Annotated in this window: 20 protein-coding genes and 2 pseudogenes; 16 read left to right on the top strand and 6 right to left on the bottom strand. The window is 63.0% G+C overall.

All coding sequences use genetic code 11. The features are described from left to right. Window positions 1-16: 16 nt before the first annotated feature. Window positions 17-226 carry a hypothetical protein gene (locus tag P9250_RS13840; RefSeq protein ID WP_244829350.1) on the bottom strand — a complete coding sequence of 70 codons (210 nt, stop codon included), beginning with the start codon at window positions 224-226 and terminating at the stop codon, window positions 17-19. 234 nt (window positions 227-460) lie between these two features. Here P9250_RS13840 and P9250_RS13835 point away from each other — a divergent pair. The 3 genes and pseudogenes from P9250_RS13835 (at window position 461) to hutI (ending at window position 4,763) form a co-directional block, all read left to right on the top strand. Then, a pseudogene (locus P9250_RS13835) lies at window positions 461-1,675 on the top strand (ROK family transcriptional regulator). A gap of 169 nt (window positions 1,676-1,844) precedes the next feature. Continuing rightward, window positions 1,845-3,531, top strand: a pseudogene (gene hutU / locus P9250_RS13830) (urocanate hydratase). Continuing rightward, the gene (hutI, locus tag P9250_RS13825) at window positions 3,528-4,763 is read left to right on the top strand and encodes an imidazolonepropionase (RefSeq protein ID WP_310393570.1); all 1,236 of its coding nucleotides are present in this window, start codon (window positions 3,528-3,530) and stop codon (window positions 4,761-4,763) included. The pseudogene hutU and the gene hutI overlap by 4 nt, the downstream one beginning before the upstream one ends. Before the next feature lie 53 nt (window positions 4,764-4,816). On the opposite strand, the gene P9250_RS13820 is transcribed toward hutI, so the two are convergent. Continuing rightward, window positions 4,817-5,071, bottom strand: a complete 255-nt coding sequence (locus P9250_RS13820) for a GlsB/YeaQ/YmgE family stress response membrane protein (protein ID WP_244829354.1) — start codon at window positions 5,069-5,071, stop codon at window positions 4,817-4,819. 216 nt (window positions 5,072-5,287) lie between these two features. Between P9250_RS13820 and P9250_RS13815 the strand changes: the two genes are divergently transcribed. After that, complete coding sequence (locus tag P9250_RS13815) at window positions 5,288-5,776, top strand: hypothetical protein (protein WP_244829355.1); 489 nt, start codon at window positions 5,288-5,290, stop codon at window positions 5,774-5,776. Between the two features lie 89 nt (window positions 5,777-5,865). On the opposite strand, the gene P9250_RS13810 is transcribed toward P9250_RS13815, so the two are convergent. Then, window positions 5,866-7,740, bottom strand: coding sequence for an OmpA family protein (locus tag P9250_RS13810; protein ID WP_310393567.1), 1,875 nt, complete (start codon window positions 7,738-7,740; stop codon window positions 5,866-5,868). A gap of 149 nt (window positions 7,741-7,889) precedes the next feature. Continuing rightward, window positions 7,890-8,126: a hypothetical protein gene (locus P9250_RS13805; RefSeq protein WP_309959068.1), complete on the bottom strand. Its 237-nt coding sequence runs from the start codon at window positions 8,124-8,126 to the stop codon at window positions 7,890-7,892. Between the two features lie 146 nt (window positions 8,127-8,272). Between P9250_RS13805 and P9250_RS13800 the strand changes: the two genes are divergently transcribed. Then, a complete protein-coding gene (locus P9250_RS13800; RefSeq protein WP_250467363.1) occupies window positions 8,273-8,569 on the top strand; it encodes a YciI-like protein in 297 nt (98 codons plus the stop codon). On the opposite strand, the gene P9250_RS13795 is transcribed toward P9250_RS13800, so the two are convergent. Both P9250_RS13795 and P9250_RS13790 read right to left on the bottom strand, forming a co-directional pair. Then, the gene (locus tag P9250_RS13795; RefSeq protein ID WP_244829359.1) at window positions 8,566-9,558 is read right to left on the bottom strand and encodes a LysR family transcriptional regulator; all 993 of its coding nucleotides are present in this window, start codon (window positions 9,556-9,558) and stop codon (window positions 8,566-8,568) included. The two genes, P9250_RS13800 and P9250_RS13795, sit on opposite strands and share 4 nt — an antisense overlap. A 194-nt stretch (window positions 9,559-9,752) precedes the next feature. Continuing rightward, on the bottom strand, window positions 9,753-11,018 hold the full coding sequence (locus P9250_RS13790) for a mechanosensitive ion channel family protein (RefSeq protein WP_244829360.1): 1,266 nt from the start codon (window positions 11,016-11,018) through the stop codon (window positions 9,753-9,755). Window positions 11,019-11,210: 192 nt separating this feature from the next. On the opposite strand from P9250_RS13790, the gene P9250_RS13785 reads away from it, so the two are divergent. The 11 genes from P9250_RS13785 to P9250_RS13735 all read left to right on the top strand — a co-directional run bounded on the left by P9250_RS13785 (window position 11,211) and on the right by P9250_RS13735 (window position 21,646). Beyond that, on the top strand, window positions 11,211-12,182 hold the full coding sequence (locus tag P9250_RS13785; protein WP_310393565.1) for a MurR/RpiR family transcriptional regulator: 972 nt from the start codon (window positions 11,211-11,213) through the stop codon (window positions 12,180-12,182). Continuing rightward, entirely contained in the window at window positions 12,179-13,147 is a 969-nt protein-coding gene (locus P9250_RS13780; RefSeq protein WP_310393563.1) for an isoaspartyl peptidase/L-asparaginase, read from the top strand. Before P9250_RS13785 ends, P9250_RS13780 begins: the two co-directional genes overlap by 4 nt. Further along, window positions 13,144-15,036 (top strand): dipeptide ABC transporter ATP-binding protein, encoded by a 1,893-nt coding sequence (locus P9250_RS13775; RefSeq protein WP_309848691.1) that lies wholly within the window; start codon window positions 13,144-13,146, stop codon window positions 15,034-15,036. Before P9250_RS13780 ends, P9250_RS13775 begins: the two co-directional genes overlap by 4 nt. A gap of 62 nt (window positions 15,037-15,098) precedes the next feature. Next, window positions 15,099-16,628, top strand: coding sequence for a glutathione ABC transporter substrate-binding protein GsiB (gene gsiB, locus P9250_RS13770; protein WP_370652206.1), 1,530 nt, complete (start codon window positions 15,099-15,101; stop codon window positions 16,626-16,628). 12 nt (window positions 16,629-16,640) lie between these two features. Continuing rightward, window positions 16,641-17,561: a glutathione ABC transporter permease GsiC gene (gene gsiC / locus P9250_RS13765; RefSeq protein ID WP_244829365.1), complete on the top strand. Its 921-nt coding sequence runs from the start codon at window positions 16,641-16,643 to the stop codon at window positions 17,559-17,561. A 7-nt stretch (window positions 17,562-17,568) separates the two neighbouring features. After that, window positions 17,569-18,468 (top strand): glutathione ABC transporter permease GsiD, encoded by a 900-nt coding sequence (gene gsiD, locus P9250_RS13760; protein ID WP_250493576.1) that lies wholly within the window; start codon window positions 17,569-17,571, stop codon window positions 18,466-18,468. Next, window positions 18,465-19,475 (top strand): P1 family peptidase, encoded by a 1,011-nt coding sequence (locus P9250_RS13755; RefSeq protein WP_310393560.1) that lies wholly within the window; start codon window positions 18,465-18,467, stop codon window positions 19,473-19,475. The genes gsiD and P9250_RS13755 overlap by 4 nt, the downstream gene beginning before the upstream one ends. Then, window positions 19,472-20,296, top strand: a complete 825-nt coding sequence (locus P9250_RS13750; RefSeq protein ID WP_244829368.1) for a M55 family metallopeptidase — start codon at window positions 19,472-19,474, stop codon at window positions 20,294-20,296. Before P9250_RS13755 ends, P9250_RS13750 begins: the two co-directional genes overlap by 4 nt. An 86-nt stretch (window positions 20,297-20,382) precedes the next feature. Next, window positions 20,383-20,601 carry a hypothetical protein gene (locus P9250_RS13745; RefSeq protein WP_250467357.1) on the top strand — a complete coding sequence of 73 codons (219 nt, stop codon included), beginning with the start codon at window positions 20,383-20,385 and terminating at the stop codon, window positions 20,599-20,601. 46 nt (window positions 20,602-20,647) lie between these two features. After that, the gene (gene crcB / locus P9250_RS13740) at window positions 20,648-21,025 is read left to right on the top strand and encodes a fluoride efflux transporter CrcB (protein ID WP_244829370.1); all 378 of its coding nucleotides are present in this window, start codon (window positions 20,648-20,650) and stop codon (window positions 21,023-21,025) included. Window positions 21,026-21,154: 129 nt separating this feature from the next. After that, window positions 21,155-21,646, top strand: a complete 492-nt coding sequence (locus P9250_RS13735; RefSeq protein ID WP_310393558.1) for a GNAT family N-acetyltransferase — start codon at window positions 21,155-21,157, stop codon at window positions 21,644-21,646. The last annotated feature ends 76 nt before the right edge of the window (window positions 21,647-21,722 follow it).

Here is a 21,722-nt window from a genome sequence, read left to right as displayed (position 1 = left end):
ATTCTCGAACCCGTTTTCAGGCGGGTTTCGATTCACTCAAAATCTTGTTCGCCGCGATGGGAATGCGCGTGTCGTCCCATTGCGCGAGCCATTGAATCTCCTTTTGCGTGAAATAGCCGGGATGATTGCGCAGCGCGAACTGCAGGGAATCGACGATGTGATCGCGAATGATCTGCGGGGCGTTGTCGTCGTTGACAATCGCGTGAAGGGCTTCGAGTGTGCTCATGTTGCGTGGCCTGGCCGGTGAATAGGGAACGTCGGCGTCACCATAACCCGATAAAAATCGCGAAACATATTGCAGCGCAAAACTTTCCACGCGGCCGTTTCCTTACAGGAGCTTGCTAGAATCGGCGCGAATGCCTCAAATCGATCAACGCGCCGGACTTGAAGCGGGAGCCGCTTATGAACGACCTGGAGCGCGCTTCGCCTGGCGCGTGTTTGCGCTGCGAAGAGGGCGCGCATGCCTGATCGATCCTCGCGCCAAGCGTCTATTCATTCGGTCGGCTCGAATCAGCTCGGCATGCGTCAATTCAACGAGCGCATCGTGCTGCAGGCCATTCGTCTGCACGGCGCGCTGCCGAAGGCGGACATCGCGCGCCTCACGCGCCTTTCCATGCAAACGGCGTCGATGATCGTCGATCACCTTATCGACGACGGTCTGCCCGTGAAGGAAGCGCGAACGCGTGTGCCGGGGCGCCTCGGGCAGCCATCGGTGCCGATTGCGCTGCGAGCGGACGGCGCGTTTTCCATCGGCGTGAAAGTGGGGTGACGCAGCCTCGACGTGCTGTCGATGGACTTCACCGGCGCCATTCGCACGCGCGACACGCTCGACTATCCCTATCCCGATCCCGCCACGCTTTTCACGGAACTTGCCGCACGGCTCACGCGCGCCATCGACGCGCTCGGCGACGACGCGCGCAAGATCGCGGGCATCGGCGTGGCGGCGCCGTTGTGGCTCGGCGGCTGGCGCGATTTCTTCGATACGCCGCCCGACGTGCTCGCCGCATGGAACGAGATCGATATCCGCGGGCGCATTCAGGCGCTCACGGCCTTGCCCGTCGAGTTTGCAAAGGACACCACGGCCGCCTGCGCCGCCGAACTCGTGATGGGGCAGGGGCGCGGGTTGCGCAACTTCCTGTACGTGTTCATCGGGACGTTCATCGGCGGCGGGCTGGTCATCGACGGCCGCTTGCACGCGGGGCCGGGCGGCAACGCGGGCGCAATCGGCTCGCTGCCGCTGCAGAAGCGCGACGGTGCGGCGCAGTTGCTCAACACCGCGTCGGTCTATGTGCTCGAAAAGGCGTTCGCAGCGGCCGGCACGCCCGCCGCCGCCGCTCACGACGAACGCGCATGGTCGGCTTCGCTGCGGCCGCTGTCCGAGGCGTGGCTCGACGACGCGTGCCCGGCGATCGCGTTGAGCATCGCGTCGTCGGCGGCTTTGCTGGATCTCGAGGCGGTCGTGATCGACGGCGAAATCGATCGCGGCTTGTTGCGCGAGATCATCCGGCGTACGGATGAAGCGCTCGGCCATTTCGACTGGCAAGGCATGACGCGTCCACGTTTGGTGGAAGGACAGATCGGCGCCGATGCACGCGCGATGGGCGGCGCCATTCTGCCGCTTTACGCGCACTTCGCGCCGAAGCATGAATTGTTTTTGAAGCCGCTGGAGACTTGACACGGGCGGTTTGTATTGTCTATACAACGCGCTGGCAAACACGACAAATCGGCGTCGGGAAATCCCTAATACAATGAAAGTTGTATATACAAGAACATGAACTCGAATTCGGGCCTGCGAGAAATCCGCGTCCGTTCGCTCAATCTTCCGACGCGCAGGAGCCTGCCTCGTGACCTCATCTTTCCGTTATCGCGACACTGAAATTCGCGCCCCGCGCGGCACACGACTCAATGCCAAAAGCTGGCTGACCGAGGCACCGCTGCGCATGCTGATGAACAATCTCGACCCGGAAGTCGCCGAGAATCCGCGCGAACTGGTGGTCTATGGCGGAATTGGCCGCGCGGCGCGTGACTGGCCGAGCTTCGACAAGATCGTCGAAACGCTCAAGCGGCTCGAAGCGGATGAAACCCTGCTGATTCAATCGGGCAAGAGTTGGCGTCTTCAAGACGCATGAGAACGCGCCGCGCGTGCTCATCGCCAATTCGAATCTCGTGCCGCACTGGGCGAACTGGGAGCATTTCAACGAACTCGACGCCAAAGGTCTCGCCATGTACGGGCAGATGACAGCGGGAAGCTGGATCTACATTGGCAGCCAGGGAATCGTGCAGGGCACGTATGAAACCTTCGTCGAAGCCGGTCGGCAGCATTACGGCGGCGATCTCAAGGGACGTTGGGTGCTGACCGCCGGACTTGGCGGCATGGGTGGCGCGCAGCCGCTCGCCGCGACGCTCGCGGGCGCGTGTTCGCTCAATATCGAATGCCAGCAGAGCCGGATCGATTTCCGTCTGAAGACACGTTATGTCGATGAACAAGCCACCGATCTCGACGATGCCCTTGCCCGCATGCAGCAATACACGTCCGAAGGACGCGCCGTGTCAGTCGCACTCTGCGGGAACGCCGCCGATGTTCTGCCCGAACTCGTGCGCCGTGGCGTGCGCCCGGACCTCGTGACCGATCAGACGAGCGCGCACGATCCGCTCAACGGCTATCTGCCGAACGGCTGGACGTGGGCGCAGTATCGCGACCGCGCGCAAAGCGATCCGCAGGGCACGGTGAAGGCGGCGAAGCAATCGATGGCCGAACACGTGCGGGCAATGCTCGCCTTCCGCGAACAAGGCGTGCCGGTGTTCGATTACGGCAACAACATCCGCCAGATGGCCAAGGACGAAGGCGTCACGAATGCGTTCGATTTCCCCGGCTTCGTGCCCGCTTATATCCGGCCGCTGTTTTGCCGGGGCGTCGGACCGTTCCGTTGGGCCGCGCTTTCTGGCGATCCGCAGGACATCTACAAGACCGACGCGAAGGTGAAGGAGCTGATCGCGGACGACGCGCATCTGCATCGCTGGCTCGACATGGCGCGCGAACGCATCAGCTTCCAGGGCTTGCCGGCGCGCATCTGCTGGGTCGGCCTCGGGCAACGCGCGAAGCTCGGCCTCGCGTTCAACGAGATGGTGCGCAACGGCGAGCTGTCCGCGCCGGTGGTGATCGGCCGCGATCATCTCGATTCCGGTTCGGTCGCGAGCCCCAACCGCGAGACCGAGTCGATGCGGGACGGCTCGGACGCCGTCTCCGACTGGCCGCTTCTCAACGCGCTGCTCAACACGGCGAGCGGCGCAACGTGGGTGTCGATCCATCACGGCGGCGGCGTCGGCATGGGCTTTTCGCAGCACGCGGGCGTCGTGATCGTCTGCGATGGCAGCGTCGAAGCCGACGCGCGTATCGCCCGCGTGCTGCATAACGATCCGGCCACCGGCGTCATGCGTCATGCCGATGCGGGCTACGACATCGCCGTCGACTGCGCGCGCGAGCAAGGCCTCGACTTGCCGATGATCGACGGAGCGAACGGCAAGCGATGAACAAGCTCTGGCAGCATTGCCACGTCGCAACCATGACGGGCGGCAAGTATTCGATCATCGAAGATGCCGCGATCCTGACGCATGGCGGGCGTATCGAATGGATCGGGCCGCGCGTCGCCGCGCCGGAGCGCGATTGCGAGCGTATCGATCTCGAAGGCGCGTGGGTTACGCCGGGTCTAATCGATTGCCATACGCATCTCGTCTTCGGCGGCGACCGCAGCGGCGAATTCGAGGCCCGTCTGGAAGGCGCGAGCTACGCGGAGATCGCGGCGCGCGGCGGCGGTATTGCAAGCACGGTACGCGCGACGCGTGAAGCCAGCGAGGACGCGCTGTTCGAAAGCGCCCGCGCGCGCGCCGTCGGCCTGCTGTGCGATGGCGTGACCGTGCTTGAAGTCAAATCCGGCTACGGGCTCGATCTCGCGAACGAACGCAAGATGCTGAGAGTCGCGCGGCGCCTTGGCGAAACGCTGCCCTTGACCGTGCGCGCGACCTGTCTCGCAGCTCACGCACTGCCGCCCGAGTATGCGAATCGCGCGGACGATTACATCGCATTCGTCTGCGATGAAATGTTGCCGGCGCTCATCGATGAAGGCCTGGTCGATGCCGTCGATGCCTTTTGCGAGCATCTCGCGTTTTCGCCGCAACAAGTCGAGCGAGTGTTTCTCGCCGCGCAAAAACACGGCGTGCCGGTGAAGCTGCACGCCGAACAGTTGTCATCGCTGCATGGTTCGACGCTCGCGGCGCGCTATCAGGCGCTTTCCGCCGATCATCTCGAATACATGACGGACGAGGATGCCGCGGCGATGGCAAGCGCGGGCACCGTCGCCGTGCTGCTGCCTGGCGCGTTCTACATGCTGCGCGAAACGCAGCTACCGCCCGTCGATGCCTTGCGGCGCCACGGCGTTCCAGTTGCACTCGCCAGCGATCTGAATCCCGGCACATCGCCCGCGCTTTCGTTGCGGATGATGCTCAACCTCGGCTGCACGCTCTTTCGTCTGACGCCGGAAGAAGCGCTCGCTGGCGTCACCCTTCATGCGGCGCGCGCACTTGGCCTGCACGGCTCGCATGGATCGCTGGAAGCGGGAAAGGCGGCGGACTTCGTCGCGTGGAAAATCGGTCGGCCGGCCGAGCTGGCTTATTGGTTGGCCGGTTCATTGCCCAATTGCGTGGTGCGAAACGGCGAAGTAGTGACGACTTCTGTCTGGCAATACGGCCTTACGGCGTTAAGGTAATAAAAAAACGCCTCGTCCAAAAGCACGAGGCGTTTTTCGACAACCGATAAGAATCACACGCTGCGCTTGCGGATCATGCCCCACACGACGAGCAAGATGATTGCGCCGATAACGGAGGCGATCCATCCGGCGGGCTGCCCGGGCTGATACCAGCCGAGTGCGCGTCCCACATAGCCCGCCACCAGCGAACCGACGACCCCCAGCACGATGGTCATGATCCAGCCCATGCTGTCATCGCCTGGTTTGACGGCGCGCGCAATGAGCCCGATAACCAGTCCGACGATCAAAGTCCCGATGAATGCAAACATGCGGTAGCTCCTTCTGAATTGCTGCTCGTTGGCTGAGATTGCTCCGGACGCATTCCGGCACGTCCAAAGTAGCACGCGACAATGCGTTTGGATATGACACGCCGCGCGACTTGGCCGGGATTGGCCATTCGGCCAGTCTCCTTAGCACGTGGGATGCCACGTCATCTCACGCGGTAAAATCCGTGTTCTGCATCACTTTGCCTGCACGGCGCCGCCATGACCGATTCCGATTTCCCCGCAACCGACGACCCGATTCACGAAGACCGCCTCTGGCGCGACGACGGCTGGACCGCTCGCGTCATGAAGAACGAAGACGACGATGGCTGGGCCGTCGCGATGATCCAGGCGGGCGAGGCCGAGCCCGCGCTCGTCGGCCCGTGGACCATGGGCCGCGACAAGAAGAACCCGAAGCCGCTGGACGCGAACGCTTTTCGCACGCTGGTCAAGACGGCGTCGGAGGTATTGCGCCGTCACGAGCAGCAGCGGCATGCCATGCTGCACAAGAACGTTTCCATCGACGTACGTGGCGAAGACGTTACCGTCACGCTTGAAATCGTCCCCGACGATGACGACCCCTACGCCAACCTGAAGGCCTTCGATGCATTTGGCACGCAGCTCGCGCACGTGCGCGTGTCGCCTGCGTTCAAGCTGAGCAAGACAAGCGCCGAACGCTGGGCCGAGAACGACTACGCGGCGCCGCATTGAGCGGCGCTCGAAAAGCGTCAGCGCAATAAAAAAGCCGTCGCATTTGCGACGGCTTGCAGACAACGAGCAGCGAGTCACCGACCCGCAGCTTATTTCACGACGAACTCGATACGACGGTTGGCGAAACGACCGCTTGCGGTGGCGTTATCGGCGATAGGGTTTGCGTCGCCGTAGCCGTTCGACGTGAGGGAATTCGAAGGCACGCCGGCTTTCATCAAATAGCCGCGCACGGCTTGAGCGCGTTCCCTCGACATTTCCAGTTTGGCTGACGGAACACCTGTTGCGTCCGAGTATCCCGCGACTTCGAGTTTGACCATCGAACCCTTGGCCGCGCAGTCTTTCAGCAACGCGGCAGTCTGATCCAGCGTGGCATACGCGTCTTGCGGCACGGTTGCGCTGGAGCGTCCGAAGTTGACCACCTGCAGATCGAGCACCTTCGAGAGCTTGTCGCCGGAACAGGAATCTTCCGCGGCGAGCAGTGTCTTCATGGCGCTGCGGAACGATTGCGTGGCATTGGCGACCGCGCTGTCCACGTTGAACGAGGTGACCTGAAACATGTCGCCGAAGGTGGTTTTCAAGCGATCCATCCAGCCGAATTTCGCTTCGGCGGCCGTGCCGCTCAGTTCAACCTTCGAACCCGCGATTTTCGCTTCCGCGCCCGGCACGGCCATTAGCGGCAAGAGATCCGTCACGTGCGAAAGCCACGTGGCGGGACGCGCTTGTGCATCGACGGAAACATTGGCGCTGTAGTTCTTGCCAAAGTGCTGTTCGAGTGCATCGATCAGACGTTGCTTCTCGGCGTCCGTGGCAACGGTTGCCTCGATCGAAGGAACGCCGGCAGAACTCACGTGGAACAGCAAGCTGGCGTCTTTAGACTTCGCCGGTGCTGCATCGGGTACGGAAGCCGCCGCGATGCCGCTTGCGGCATCGACCGAGGAAGCTATCGTCGTTGCGGATGCCGTGTCCGTGCGCAGCGCGTCTGAACCATTGACTTGTGTCTCGACCGAAGATGCAGCCGGTGTGACCTGCGTGACGGGTGATGCAGCGGTCGACGCTCTCAGGTCGAACTTGTCGCCGTTCGTAAAGCCACGGTAGTACACCGCCGCGAGAATCGCGGCGAGCATGGCAAACAGGAGCCAAATCCATTTGTGCGACTTTTTCGGCGCGGGCTTGCGCACGGGTGCTCGCATTTGGGTCGTTGCGGCCGCGAAAGCGGGGGCGGGAGTGGAAGCAGGCGCAGGCGTGGGCGTGGGTGCGGGCGCGGGTGCGGGTGCGATAGGCGCAATGGCTCGCGGCGCCGGTGGCGTTGCCGTCGCAATGGCCGCCGTTGCTGGAATGGTTGCAATAGCGGGCTCAAGTGCCGGTTCCAGCGTCGCACCGACGGCATCCAGACGGCCCGCGATATTGCTGGCAAAACCTTCCGTGTTGCCAAGACCAATGGCGGCCGCGATTCCGTTCGAAAGCGTTGCGCGGATTTCGGCTACCTGATCGCGCAACAGCGCGGGCAACGCATGCACCGAAACCTGCGAGAGCAGGAAGTAATGCTTCAGCACACCGAACAACACGGCGGACAGCATGCCCGAGAGGGCCGATGTCGCTTGTGCCGGCACGCCGGTCTCAATGGAAGCCGCATCTGTCAGAGCGTCGATGCGTTGTCCCGTCGCGCGCGCGGCCATCAAATGTCCGCTTGCTTCGAGGTGTTTGAGGCCGCTCGTCGTGGTTATCACGTTGCTCAACTGATCCGCGATAAAAGCGTTCGCGTCCGGCGACATGACGACCGTGTACAGCGCGTTCGCGCCATCAGCAAAAGCCGAACGTTCCATGAGAGATGCAACGAGACCAGGCACTGCGCGTGCGGCCAGCTGCTGAACGATTTGCGCAGGGATACCGAATTTCTGCGATAGCTGTTCCGCGATTTGGTCCGTAATCGCGGACCTGACTGCCTGGACCAGATTGATGCTCATCGACTGTCTATCCTATATGCTGTAGCGCCAGATGAAGGCGCATTGACGCGACGCATTTTATATGCGCAGCTATCCTAAAATATTTTCGAGATAACTTATTTACAGAAACCGTTACGTTCGTGTCACGGTTGAGCGGGCATGAGCTCGAATCAGCGTGCCCGAAGGGAAGAATCCGAGAAAAAGCGGGCCACGCGTTTGGCGGCGATTCCGAGCCATGATGCTTCGGATGGCATGGGTTCGTGCTGATGCACGTTCGATGCGAGGATGGCGTAGACCGGGTTCGAATGGACGAACGCGCGATACGACGCATCGAGAGGTGAGGTCCACACGCAAGCACGGCATTCGTGCTTCGAGCAGCTACTGCAGGGAGGTTGATCGCGCTTCATGACGGGTCCTTGACTTAACCTGTCGATGATGTTTGATCCTTGCGGGGAACGCGATCGGACGCTTCTGATTGGAGTCTTAAAATAACTCCGAAAGCATGCAAAATAGGATACTTCGCACGTTCGCAATCACATCGAGGAGACAGACGATGCATTACCTGATGATCTACGAACTCAGCGCCGACTATCTCGAGCGGCGCGCGGAATTTCGCGATGCGCATCTGAAGCTCGCCTGGCAGGCAGCCGAGCGCGGCGAGATCGTGCTGGCCGGTGCGCTCGATGCGCCCGCCGATCGCGCCATATTGCTGTTTCAGGGCGACTCGCCCGCGGCCGCCGAGGCGTTCGCACGTAACGATCCTTACGTGGTGAACGGTCTCGTCGAACGCTGGCAAGTGCGCAAGTGGAACACCGTGGTGGGCGAGGACGCGGCCACGCCCGTTCGTTAGACGTCGGCGGTTTCTTCCGAAGGCCGGTCGCGGCGTGCGGGCGCGTTGCGGCGCGCGGCGCGATAAAGGCTCGTGAGCGTATCGTCCATTTGCTGCGTGCGCTCGAAGAGGTCCGCGAGCCAGTCGACGAATACCGAGACGCGCGGCGTCGCCTGCCGGCTCTTCAAGAACGCCACCGAGACCCGCAGCGGCGGCGACTTCCATTGCGGCAGCACTTCCACCAGTTGCCCCGAGCGCAGATACGGCTGCGCGGCGATCCGCAACGGCTGTATCAGTCCGAGCCCTTCTATGCCGCACGCGAGATACGCGTGTTCATCGGCGACCTGGACGAAGCCGCGCATCTTCATGGTGACGGCTTCACCGTCCACGTCGAAATCGAAATCGGCGGGGCGGCCATTCTTGCTCGACACGCAGTTCACCGCGACGTGCTGCGCGAGTGAATCGACCGATGCGGGCATGCCGTGCTTTTCCAGATACGCGGGACTCGCGCAAGTCACTTGTTCGAGCACGCCAAGCCGCCGCGCGATGAGCCCCGAGTCAGGCAATTCGCCAAGCTGCACGCTGCAATCGACGCCTTCGCCGACCAGATCGACATTACGCATGCCGATGCCGATCGACAGTTCGATCTGCGGATAACGCGCATGGAACTCCGGCAACGCGGGCACGACGATGGACGTCGCGACGGTGTCCGGCATCTCCACGCGCAACCGTCCGCGCAGACGTTCCTCGCCCGCGCCGAAGCCGGATTCGAGTTCGTCGATATCCGCGAGAATCTGCGCGCAACGTTCGTAATAAGCGGCGCCGTCGACCGTGAGGTTCAGGCGGCGCGTGGTGCGGGCGAGCAATTGCACGCCGATCAATGCTTCGAGTTGTTGCACAGTCGTCGAGACGCTTGCACGCGGCATGCCGAGCGATTCGGCAGCGCGCGTGAAGCTGTTCGTATCGACGACACGCGTAAAGACACGCATGGCATGGACGCGATCGATCACGTTGAGTTTTCCTTATTCCGACGATGGAAAGGCGATGCGCGCCACTACACACCGCCGCTTGACCGGGCAGGCGAAGCGGCGGGAAACAAGGCACATCGGCGATGATCACATCGTAAGGATTCGAAACCCTTGCGTGAATACACAAAACTGGACGATTCTTGCCCGATTCTTCCCGCGCCCGTGTGAAGGCGTAATCAAAGCGTCGGCATTTCGCCGCGCAGACGGCCCGAGAGTCCCGACATATCCGCGCCCGACGGCGCTTGGTAGAGCCGCAATCCCATCTCCGGAAGAATGGACAGCAGATGGTCGAAGACATCGCCCTGAATGCGCTCGTACTGCGTCCAGGCGGTCGTCGCGGTGAAGCAGTAGACCTCCACCGGAATGCCCTGCGATTCGGGCTCCATCATGCGCACCATGATCGTCATGTCCTGCCGGATCTCGGGGTGCCGCTGCAAGTAAGCCAGCGCGTAGGCGCGAAACGTGCCGATGTTCGTGAGCCTGCGCCGGTTCGCGGGTTCGTTGGCGAGTTCGCCGAGATTGCGGTTGGCCTGTTCGACTTCCGTTTGTTTTTGCTGCAGATAATCGTGCAGCAGGCGAAAGCGCATGAGACGGTCGGTTTCGTCGTCGCTTAAAAAGCGCACGCATTGCGCGTCGATACGCATGGTCCGCTTGATGCGCCGCCCGCCCGATTCGAACATGTGCCGATAATTGCGATAGCTCTCCGAAAAGAGCTTGTAGGTCGGCACCGTGGTGACCGTGTTGTCCCAGTTCTGCACCTTGACCGTATGCAACGCGATGTCCTTCACGAAGCCATCGGCGGATGCTTGCGGCATCTCGATCCAGTCGCCTATGCGCAGCATGTCGTTCGACGTGAGCTGCGTGCTCGCGACGAGCGACAGCAGCGTGTCCTTGAACACGAGCAGCAGCACCGCGGACAACGCGCCGAGACCCGAGAGCATCCAGAGCGGCGAACGGTCGATGAGAATGGACAGCACGAGCACGCTGCACACCAGCGCGAGCGCGAGCTTGCCGATCTGGACATAGCCCTTGATGGAGCGCGTCTGCGCTTCCTTGCTCGACGCATAAACGTCTTGCCACGCCGATAACGCGCTGCCCGTCGCGAGGAACACGCACACCCACGCGCCGCTGTGCGCCACGCGCTCGATGACCGTCGCCCAGCGGCCGATATGCGGCACGTCGTCGATACCGAGCGCAATGGTCGCAAACGGCACCGCGTACCACAACCGGTGATAGGCGCGCCGGCGGATGAACGCCTGATCCCACGCGGTGTGTCCGGCCAGCACGAGCAGCCGGTGCGCGATCACGAGCACGATGCGCGCGACCACCCACTGCACGAAGAGCGCGACGAGCGCCAGCATGACGATGCCGAAGACCAGCTGCGCCCACGGATGCGTGGGCAAATGCTGTTGCAACTGGTCGGGCAGAAAATCGAGATTCATGGCTTCCACGAAAGGGCGAATGCAAGGCGCCCCGTATTGTGCATGAACGCGCACCATTTCCGCGCGCACGGTTTGCTCGTTGACCGTCTTATCGAAAACCCGCGTTCGATGAAAATGAATTTTTTTCGGCGATTGTTTTGGGTAAATATACTTTCATTGCATTTGCTTACAGCGGGAATTGTTCCAACGCCCATGTCACGCTTACCAGCGGTCCATCCGTCGACGGATGCCGACGATCTGATCTCCGCGCGCATCGCGGCGGCCATGCCGGGCCTGACGCCGATCCATCAGCGCATGGGCGCGTTCGTGCTCGCCAACCTGTTTCGCTCGGCCACCATGCGGATCGACGAACTGGCGGAAGCGGTCGGGGCATCGGTTGCCACGGCGAACCGCTTTGCGCGCGCGCTCGGTTTTTCCGGCTATCCCGCGTTTCGCGAGGCGCTGGTACGCGGCTTCGAGGCCACCATCGCGCCGGTCGAACGATTGCGCTCCGCGCTGGAATCGCCCGCGAGCGGCGCGGACGTCTTCGATGCCTCGCTCGCGCAGGCCTCGGCGAATCTGCGTCTTGCCCAGACTTCCGTCGATGCCGCGAAGGCCGTCGCCGTCGTCGAAGCCATTCTCGCGGCGCGCCAGGTCTTCGTGCTCGGTTACGGCGCGAGCGCGTTCCTTGCCGGTCTCATGGAGCATGGCCTCACGCCTTATTGCGCGAACGTGCAGTCGCTCGCGCTGACGGGCGGGCCATCGCATGCGGCGCGGCGTCTGTTCACGGCATCGCGCGAGGATTTGCTCGTTGCCATCGCCTTCCCGCGCTATGTCGACGACACCATCACGCTTGCGCGGCAAGCGCGCGACCATGGCGTGCGCTTGGTTGCGCTCACCGACAGCATCGCGTCGCCGCTCGCGCGTATCGCGGATCTCGTGCTGACCATCGGCGCGGAACGGCGGCTCGCCGCGAATTGCGACACCGCCGTGCTTGCCGTCATCGAAGCCTTGTGCGACGCCGTTGCGCATCGCGCGAAGCGTTCGGTCGAGGCGGCATCCGGATTGACCGAATTCGTGCTGCCGTGGCTCGTCGCACCTTCTATCCTCAAGAGTGCGTCCGGCGTGCAAACACCGCGCCGCCGGCAGACTCGACATCCCCACACGGAGCCGCGCGAATCATGAACGCCATTCCGGTCATTGCCATTCACGGCGGCGCCGGCACGATCGTACGCGCCGCGCTCAAGAGCGACGCCGAAGCGCGCTATCACACGGCGCTCGCGGAGATTCTGCGCGCGGTTGAACGCCTGCTCGCCGATGGCGGCAGCGCACTCGACGCCGTTACCGAAGCCGTGCGTCTGCTCGAAAATTGTCCGCTCTTCAATGCAGGTCACGGTGCGGTCTTCACGTCCGCGGGCACGCACGAACTCGATGCATCCATCATGGACGGCGCGACGCTCGAAGCGGGCGCCGTCTCGTGCGTGACGCGCTTGAAGAACCCGGTGCTCGCCGCGCGCCGCGTGCTCGACGTGAGCGAACACGTGATGTTTACGGCGGCCGGCGCGGAAGCGTTCGCGGCGGCGCAAGGCCTCGAATTCGTCGAGCCGTCGTACTTTCATACCGATGCGCGCTACGAGCAATGGCAGAAGGCGCGTGGCGCATCCGGCACAATGCTCGATCACGACGCGGCGACGCTCGCCGCGGGCGAAGACGATCCGCTCGATCCTGCGACGAAGTTCGGCACGGTCGGCGCGGTGGCGCTCGACGCGCACGGTCATCTCGCGGCCGCGACATCGACGGGCGGCATGACCAACAAGCAGATCGGCCGCGTCGGCGATGCTCCGTTGATCGGCGCGGGCTGCTACGCGAACGATGCGACCTGTGCGGTCTCGACCACGGGCACGGGCGAGATGTTCATGCGCATGCTGGCTGCCTACGACGTGGCGGCGCAGATGGAATATCGCGGGCTGCCGCTCGAAGTCGCCGCGCGCGATGTCGTGATGAACAAGCTGCCGCGTATCGATGGACGCGGCGGACTCATCGCCGTCGATGCAAAGGGCAATGTCACGCTGCCGTTCAATACCGAAGGGATGTATCGCGGATTCGCGCGCGTGGGCGAGCAACCCTTCACGGCGATCTACCGCACATGACGACGTTACCCGACGCACGCGTCATCGACGTACGCGATCTCTCCGTCACTTTTCGCTCGCGCTCGCGCACGGTCGAAGCGGTGCGCAACATGTCTTTTGCCGTCGATCGTGGCGAGACGCTCGCCATTGTCGGCGAATCGGGATCGGGCAAGTCGGTGACGTCGCTTGCGCTCATGCGTCTCGTCGAACACGGCGGCGGCGCGGTGACGGCAGGCAGCATGGCGTTCCGGCGACGCAGCGGGCAAGTGCTCGATCTGGCGCAAGCCTCGTCCGCCACGATGCGCGGCGTGCGCGGCGCCGATATCGCGATGATCTTCCAGGAGCCGATGACCTCGCTCAATCCGGTGTTCACGGTGGGCGATCAAATCGCGGAAGCCATCGCGCTGCATCAGGGCAAGAACCGCGCGGAGGCGAAGAACGAAGTGCTGCGTCTGCTCGATCTCGTGCGCATTCCCGAGGCGCGCCGCGTGTTCGGGCGCTATCCGCATCAGTTGTCGGGCGGTATGCGGCAGCGCGTGATGATCGCCATGGCGCTTTCGTGCCGGCCCGCGCTGCTCATTGCCGACGAACCGACCACCGCGCTCGACGTGACCATTCAGGCGCAGATCCTGCAACTCGTGCGCGGCCTGCAGGACGAGATGAACATGGCCGTGATCTTCATCACGCACGACATGGGCGTGGTCGCGGAAGTGGCGGATCGCGTGCTGGTGATGTATCGCGGCGAGAAGGTGGAGGAAGCCGAATCCGACGCGCTGTTCGCGCGTCCGCGGCATCCGTACACGAAGGCGCTGCTCGCCGCCGTGCCGACGCTCGGCGCGATGCAGGGCACCGATCGCCCCGCCAAGTTTCCGATTCTCGAAGTGGAGCCTGCCGAACTCGCCCCCGACGATGCCAGCGCGCTGCGGCCATCCGCGGCGGTCGAAAGAGAGACGCAGCCCGCCATCGACGAAACCGCGCGGCCAATTTTGCGCGTGCGCGATCTGGTCACGCGCTTTCCGGTGAAGACCGGTATCTTCGGACGCACGACGGCGGCGGTGCATGCGGTCGAGCGCGTGAGTTTCGATCTGCGTCCGGGCGAGACGCTTGCGCTCGTCGGCGAATCGGGCTGCGGCAAGTCGACCACGGGGCGCTCGCTCTTGCGGCTCGTCGAAAGCCAGAGCGGTTCCATCGAATTCGACGGACGCGACATCAGCGCGCTGAAAGGCCCCGAACTTCAGGCGCTGCGCCGCAATATCCAGTTCATCTTTCAGGACCCGTTCGCCTCGCTGAATCCACGTTTGACCGTGGGCTTTTCCGTGATGGAACCGCTCCTCGTCCACAACGTCGCAAGCGGACGGGAAGCGCAACAACGCGTGGATTGGCTGCTCGAAAAAGTCGGCTTGCCGCCCGAAGCCGCGCAGCGTTATCCGCATGAATTCTCGGGCGGGCAACGTCAACGGATCGCCATTGCGCGTGCGCTTGCATTGAACCCGAAAGTCGTGATCGCCGATGAATCCGTCTCCGCGCTCGATGTCTCCGTGCGCGCGCAGATCGTCAATCTCATGCTCGATCTGCAGCGCGAACTCGGCGTCGCGTATCTCTTCATCTCGCACGACATGGCGGTGGTCGAGCGCGTGAGTCATCGCGTGGCGGTGATGTATCTCGGGCAGATCGTCGAGATCGGGCCGCGCGCGGCGGTGTTCGAAGCGCCGCGTCATCCGTACACGAGAAAGCTGATGAGCGCGGTGCCGGTGGCCGATCCCGCGCGCCGTCACGCCAAACGCATGCTCGCCGCCGACGAAATACCGAGCCCGATTCGCAAACTCGGCGACGAACCGGTGGTGGCGAAACTCGTTGCGGTCGGCCCGGACCATTATGTCGCCGAGCATCATGTCGGCGGCGCTTATTAAGCGCTAGTCAAGATCAGTCAAGTCAAAGGAGTCTAACGATGCCGTCAACGAAATCCAGCTCCATGCGCGCGCTTTTAGCCGCGAGCGCATGCGTATTCAGCGCGCTTGCCGCCGCGCCCGCGTTTGCCCAGAGCACCGCCGTGATGGCGGTGGCCTCGACCTTCACGACGATGAACCCCTACGATGCCAACGACACGCTCTCGCAAGCGGTCGCCAAGTCGTTCTATCAAGGGCTCTTCGGCTTCGACAAGGACATGAAGATTCAGCCCGTGCTCGCGACGAGCTACGAAGCGAGTCCGGACGCGAAGGTCTACACGGTCAAGCTGCGGCAGGGCGTGAAGTTTCAGGACGGCACCGACTTCAACGCCGAAGCCGTGAAGACAACCTTCGACTGGGTCACGGACCCGAACAACAAGCTCAAGCGCTACGGTCTTTTCAACAAGATAGAGAAGACCGAAGTGATCGATCCGTACACGGTGAAGATCACGCTCAAGATGCCGTTTTCCGCGTTCATCAACGTGCTCGCGCATCCGGCGGGCGTGATGATTTCGCCCACCGCGTTGAAGCAATACGGCAAGGACATCGCGTTTCATCCGGTCGGCACGGGACCGTTCGAGTTCGTCGAATGGAAGCAGACCGACGACCTGAAGGTGAAGAAGTTCGCGGGCTACTGGAAGAAGGGCTATCCGAAGATCGACATGATCGACTGGAAGCCGGTGGTCGATAACAACACGCGCGCCGCGCTCATGCAAACGGGCGAAGCGGACTTCGCGTTTTCGATTCCGTTCGAGCAGGCCGCGACGCTCAAGGCGAGCCCGAAGGTCGATCTGATCGCGGCGCCTTCCATCATTCAGCGCTACGTGAGCATGAACACGTCGCAGAAGCCTTTCGATAATCCGAAGGTGCGTCAAGCGCTCAACTATGCGATCAACAAGGACGCGCTCGTGAAGGTCGCGTTTGCCGGTTACGCGGTGCCGTCCGAAGGCGTGGCGCCGCCGGGCGTGGACTTCTCGACCAAGCTCGGGCCGTGGAAATACGATCCGGCCAAGGCGCGTGAGCTGTTGAAGGAAGCGGGTTACCCGAACGGTTTCGAAACCGTGTTGTGGTCGGGCTATAACCACACGACGGCGCAGAAGATCATCCAGTTCGTGCAGCAGCAGCTGGCGCAAGTGGGCGTGAAGACCACGATCGAAGCGCTCGAAGCCGGCCAGCGCGTGCAGCGCGTGGAAAGCGCGCCGGAGCCGGCCACCGCGCCGGTGCGCATGTACTACGTCGGCTGGTCGTCGTCGACGGGCGAAGCGGACTGGGCCATCTCGCCCTTGCTCGCGAGTTCGTCGTTTCCGCCGAAGCTCTTCAACACGGCCTACTACAAGAACGATACCGTCGATTCCGATCTGCAAAAGGCGCTCACCACGACCGACCGCAAGGAGAAGACGCAGCTTTACGCCGACGCGCAAAAGCGCATCTGGGACGACGCCCCGTGGATCTTCCTCGTCACGGAGAAAGTGGTGTATGCGCGCAGCAAGCGTCTGACGGGCGCTTACGTCATGCCCGACGGCTCGTTCAATTTCGACGACATCGCGATCAAGTAAAGCGCCTCGACGATGCTTACCTTCCTCGCCAAACGCCTCTTCGGGCTCTTGCCGACGCTCTTCATCGTCGCGGTGCTGGTGTTTCTGTTCGTGCACATGTTGCCGGGCGATCCCGCGCGTTTGGCCGCCGGACCCGAAGCGGATCAGGCGACGGTTGCGCTCGTGCGGGCCGATCTCGGTCTCGACAAGCCCTTGCCGCAGCAATTCGCGAGCTTCTTCGGCAAGATCGTGCATTTCGACTTCGGCATGTCCACGCGCAGCAAGCGGCCGGTGAGCACGGAGATCGGCGAGCGCTTCATGCCGACGCTCTGGCTCACGCTCGCGAGCATGGCGTGGGCCGTGGCGTTCGGCATGGCGATAGGCATCGTCTCGGCGGTCTGGCGCAACCAGTGGCCGGACCGGCTCGGCATGACCATCGCGGTATCGGGCATCTCGTTTCCCGCCTTCGCGCTCGGCATGTTGCTGATGGAAATCTTCTCGGTGAAGCTCGGCTGGCTGCCTATCGTCGGCGATGGTTCGTGGCAGAGCTACGTGCTGCCGTCGCTCACGCTCGGCGCGGCCGTGGCCGCCGTGATGGCGCGCTTCACGCGCGCGTCGTTCGTCGAAGTGCTCGGCGAGGACTTCGTGCGCACCGCGCGCGCGAAGGGCGTGCACGAGCCGATGGTTATCGTCAAACACTGCCTGCGTAACGCGATGATCCCCGTCGTCACCATGATGGGCCTGCAGTTCGGCTTCCTGCTGGGCGGCTCGATCGTGGTCGAGAAAGTGTTCAACTGGCCGGGGCTCGGGCGCCTGCTCGTCGATGCCGTCGAGATGCGCGACTATCCCGTGATCCAGGCCGAAGTGCTGCTGTTTTCGCTGGAGTTCATCGTCATCAATCTGGTGGTCGATGTCCTCTACGCGGTCATCAACCCGACCATTCGTTTCAAGTGAGGACCGCATGAGTGTGACAGCCACAGAGGCGAAGGTCGCGGTCGCGCCGCAACAGGAGATCCGCACGCCGTGGACGGAGTTCTGGCGCAAGCTCAAGCGTCAGCCCGTGGCGCTCGCGGCGGCCGTGTTCGTCGTGCTTCTGATCCTGATCGCGGTGATCGCGCCGTATATCGCGCCTTACGACGCGGAAAATTATTTCGATTACGACGCGCTCAACGCGGGGCCTTCGGCAGCGCACTGGTTCGGTGTCGACTCGCTCGGCCGCGACATTTTGAGCCGCATTCTCGTCGGCAGCCGCATTTCGCTCTCGGCGGGCTTGCTGTCGGTCGTGATCGGCGCGGTGATCGGCACGTTCTTCGGGCTGCTCGCGGGCTACTACGAAGGCTGGTGGGACCGCATCGTCATGCGAATTTCGGACGTGCTGTTCGCGTTCCCCGGCATTCTGCTCGCCATCGGCGTGGTGGCCATTCTCGGTAACGGCATGATCAACGTGATCTGCGCGGTGGCTATCTTCAGCATTCCCGCGTTCGCGCGGCTCGTGCGCGGCAACACGCTCGCGCTCAAGCACCTGACGTATATCGAGGCGGCGCGCAGCATAGGCGCGTCGGACTGGACCATCATCATGCGGCACATTCTGCCGGGGACCATTTCCTCGGTCGTCGTGTATTTCACCATGCGTATCGGCACGTCGATCATCACGGCGGCGAGTCTCTCGTTTCTCGGCCTTGGCGCGCAGCCGCCGACGCCCGAGTGGGGTGCGATGCTCAACGAAGCCCGCGCCGACATGGCGATGGCACCGCATGTCGCCATCTTCCCGAGCCTCGCCATCTTTCTGACGGTGCTTGCGTTCAATTTGCTCGGCGACGGTCTGCGCGACGCGCTCGATCCCAAGCTCGACCGGCCGTGAAGCCGCCGCATATCGGCGTGCTCGACGCGGGCGCGCGCAACAGCATCGCGGACGTGCGGGGCGTGAGCGTTGGCCATTACACCCTCGCCGATGGCGCGATTCAAACCGGCGTGACGGTGGTGCGCGCGCATGACGGCGATGCGTATCGCAACAAGACGCCAGCGGCGGCATGCGTCATCAACGGCTTCGGCAAGAGCGTCGGGCTCGTGCAGATCGATGAACTCGGCGTGATCGAAACGCCTGTCGCGCTCACCAACACCTTCGCGGCGGGCACGGTGGCGAACGCGCAGATCCGCGCGGCGCTCGAAGGCAATCCGCGCATTGGCCGCGACTGGCCGAGCGTCAATCCGCTAGTGCTCGAATGCAACGACGGCTTTCTGAACGACATGCAGGCGTTCGCCGTCGAAGAAGCGCATTACCGGCATGCGCTCGCTTCGTGTTCGCCGGACTTCGTGCGCGGCGCCGTGGGCGCGGGACGCGGCATGTCGTGCTTCGACTTGAAGGGCGGGATTGGCACGGCCTCGCGTGTCGTCGATATCGGCGATGAACGCTACACCACGGGCGCGCTCGTGCTCGCCAACTTCGGACGCTTGCCGCAACTCACGATTGCCGGCGATGCCATTGGACGCACGCTGCAAGCGCAGGCGCCACAACGCGAGCAAGGTTCGATCATCATGCTGATCGCCACCGATGCACCGCTCGATGCGCGGCAGCTTCGCCGTCTCGCCATGCGCGCCGCAGCCGGGCTCGCGCGCACCGGTTCGGTCTTCGGTCACGGTAGCGGCGACATTGCGCTGGCGTTTTCGACGGCGTACACCGTGCCTCATGACGCCGAGTTCATCGACTTGCCGCGCTTGCTGCCGGACGCGCGTCTCGACCCGCTCTTTCAATGCGTGGCAGACGCCACCGAACAGGCCATTCTCGACGCGCTCTTCAGCGCCGAAAGCGTCACGGGCCGCGACGGGCATCGTCGCGCGTCGCTCAACGAAGTGTGGAAAAGCCAATGAAAGTGTTGATTTCGGTGGATATCGAAGGCGTCGCGGGCGTGTTCCATCCGGAGCAAACGCGCGCGGGCAACGGCGAATACGAACAGGCGCGCCGCTTCATGACGAACGAAGCGAACGCCGCCGTGCTCGGTGCCTTCGATGGCGGCGCGACCGAAGTCTGGGTCAACGATTCTCACGGCGGCTTTCGTAATCTATTGCCGAACGCGTTCGATCCGCGCGCGCGTCTCGTGCTCGGCAAGCCGCGCACGCTCGGCATGATGGCGGGACTGGAGGCATCGCCGGAACTGGTGTTCATGGTCGGCTATCACGCGCGGGCGCAGAGTCGCGGAATTCTCGCGCATACCATCAACAGCGCTGCATTTGCGCGCGTGATGCTCGACGGAGAAGAGGTTGGCGAGGCCGCGCTCTATGGGCAGCTTGCCGAGGCGCGCGGCGCACGCGTCGCGCTCATCACGGGCGATGACGTGTTCGGCGCGGAGACCTTGCCCGTGTTCCCGGACGCGAACTTCGTTTGCGTGAAGACGGCGCACGGCTATTCGAGCGGCGTTACGGATACGCCAGAAGCCGCGTGCGCATCGATCAGGCGCGCGGCGAAGGAGACTGTCGAGGCCTCGCGTCATTCAAGTTCACGCGCACACCATGCACCGGACTCACGCCGTTGCGAACTGCGCACGCAAAGCTCCGCTTATGCCGATCTCTTCTGTCAGTGGCCGACGCTCGAACGGCTCGATGCCGTCACGCTCGCCTTCGATGCGCCCGGCATCGAACAGGTCGTACGCACACTCAATTGCCTTTCGGCAATGTCCTTCATGTTACGGTGAACGGAGGAACTATCGTTAGAATGGAGGTCTTGGCTGATCGGTCATCGGCACGGTACTTTCTTCAACGATTTTTTGCAGGCGCTTTCATGCACGACGTGAAGCTCGAACACAATGACGATGCGACGCTCGATCCCGCCGCTCCGCAACTCGTCATGCGCGGCTCGCTTTTCATCGACGGCCACGAAGCCGGTTGCTGGGAAGAGCGGCGCAATGGCACATGGGCGGCGCGGCTGCCGCACGCCGAGCAGTGGATCGTCGAGACGAGCCGCGCGGCGCTGATCGAGCGGCTTGCCACTGACGCCTGAGCGCATCCCGAGTGCGGACAACCTTTCAATCACATCGATTTTATTTATGTATTTGTCGATCATCGCGGTGGGAATCGGCGGCGGGCTGGGATCGCTGCTTCGTTGGGCGCTCGGTTTGCGCCTCAATGGAATCTTTCCAAACCTGCCGCTCGGCACCTTTGCATCGAATGTGATTGCCGGATACATCATCGGCGTGGCGGTCGCGACCTTTGCGCGCTTGCCGGACATCTCCGTTGAATGGCGTCTCTTCGTCACGACCGGTCTGATGGGCGGCTTGTCCACGTTCTCCACATTCTCGGCCGAAGTGGTCGCGCATCTTCAGCAAGGGCGGCCCGGCTGGGCGCTCGCGGAGATCGCGCTGCACGTCGGCGCGTCGCTCGCAATGACCGCGCTCGGTATCGCGACGGTGGCCTGGGTCAGCTGATCCACGCACGTTGCCGCAGCGCCGCATTCCGCATGAATCCCGACTTTTTTCCCGCGTGTCTTCACGCTCTTTCGCCGCTGCTTCGCGCACGCGGCTTGTTTCTTTTGACTGCAATACGAAGGTGATGAGATGGTCGAGTTCGAGTTCGAGTCCCAGTTCCCGAGAGTTGACATCAGACCGTACCAGGCGAGTGACCTCGACGGCGTGATCGCTCTGTTCGTGCGCGCCGTTCGTGAAAGCGCGTCCGAGTACTACAGCCCGGCACAAATCGATGCCTGGGCGCAAACCGACCGCGAGGAGTGGCATGCCGCCCGCCTCAGCCGGCCAACCTGGGTGGCATTCACGGACGACGAGCTCGCCGGTTTCGCCGATGTCCACGAAAACGGGCTCATCGACATGATGTTCGTCGAGCCGAGGCATCAGCGCAAAGGCGTGGCCACCGCGCTGCTCGCGTCCATCGAGGAGCATGCCGAGAAAAACGGCATGCGCGTGCTGCACACGTATGCGAGCTTGGGCTCGCAGCCGTTCTTCGAGTATTGCGGCTTCACCATGCTGCTTGCGCGGGCTGTCGAGGTGCGGGGGCAGCGCTTTGCGCAACTCGTGATGGAGAAAGTGCTATAGCTGTATAGACAAGTGGAGCGATAAGTCCGGGATCACCTCGGTGTAATCCCGGATATCCCCTTGTTTCGTCCTTTCT

The sequence above is a fragment of the Caballeronia sp. LP006 genome (assembly GCF_031450995.1).
GTDB lineage: Bacteria > Pseudomonadota > Gammaproteobacteria > Burkholderiales > Burkholderiaceae > Caballeronia.
This window is presented reverse-complemented; position numbering and strand designations above follow the sequence as displayed.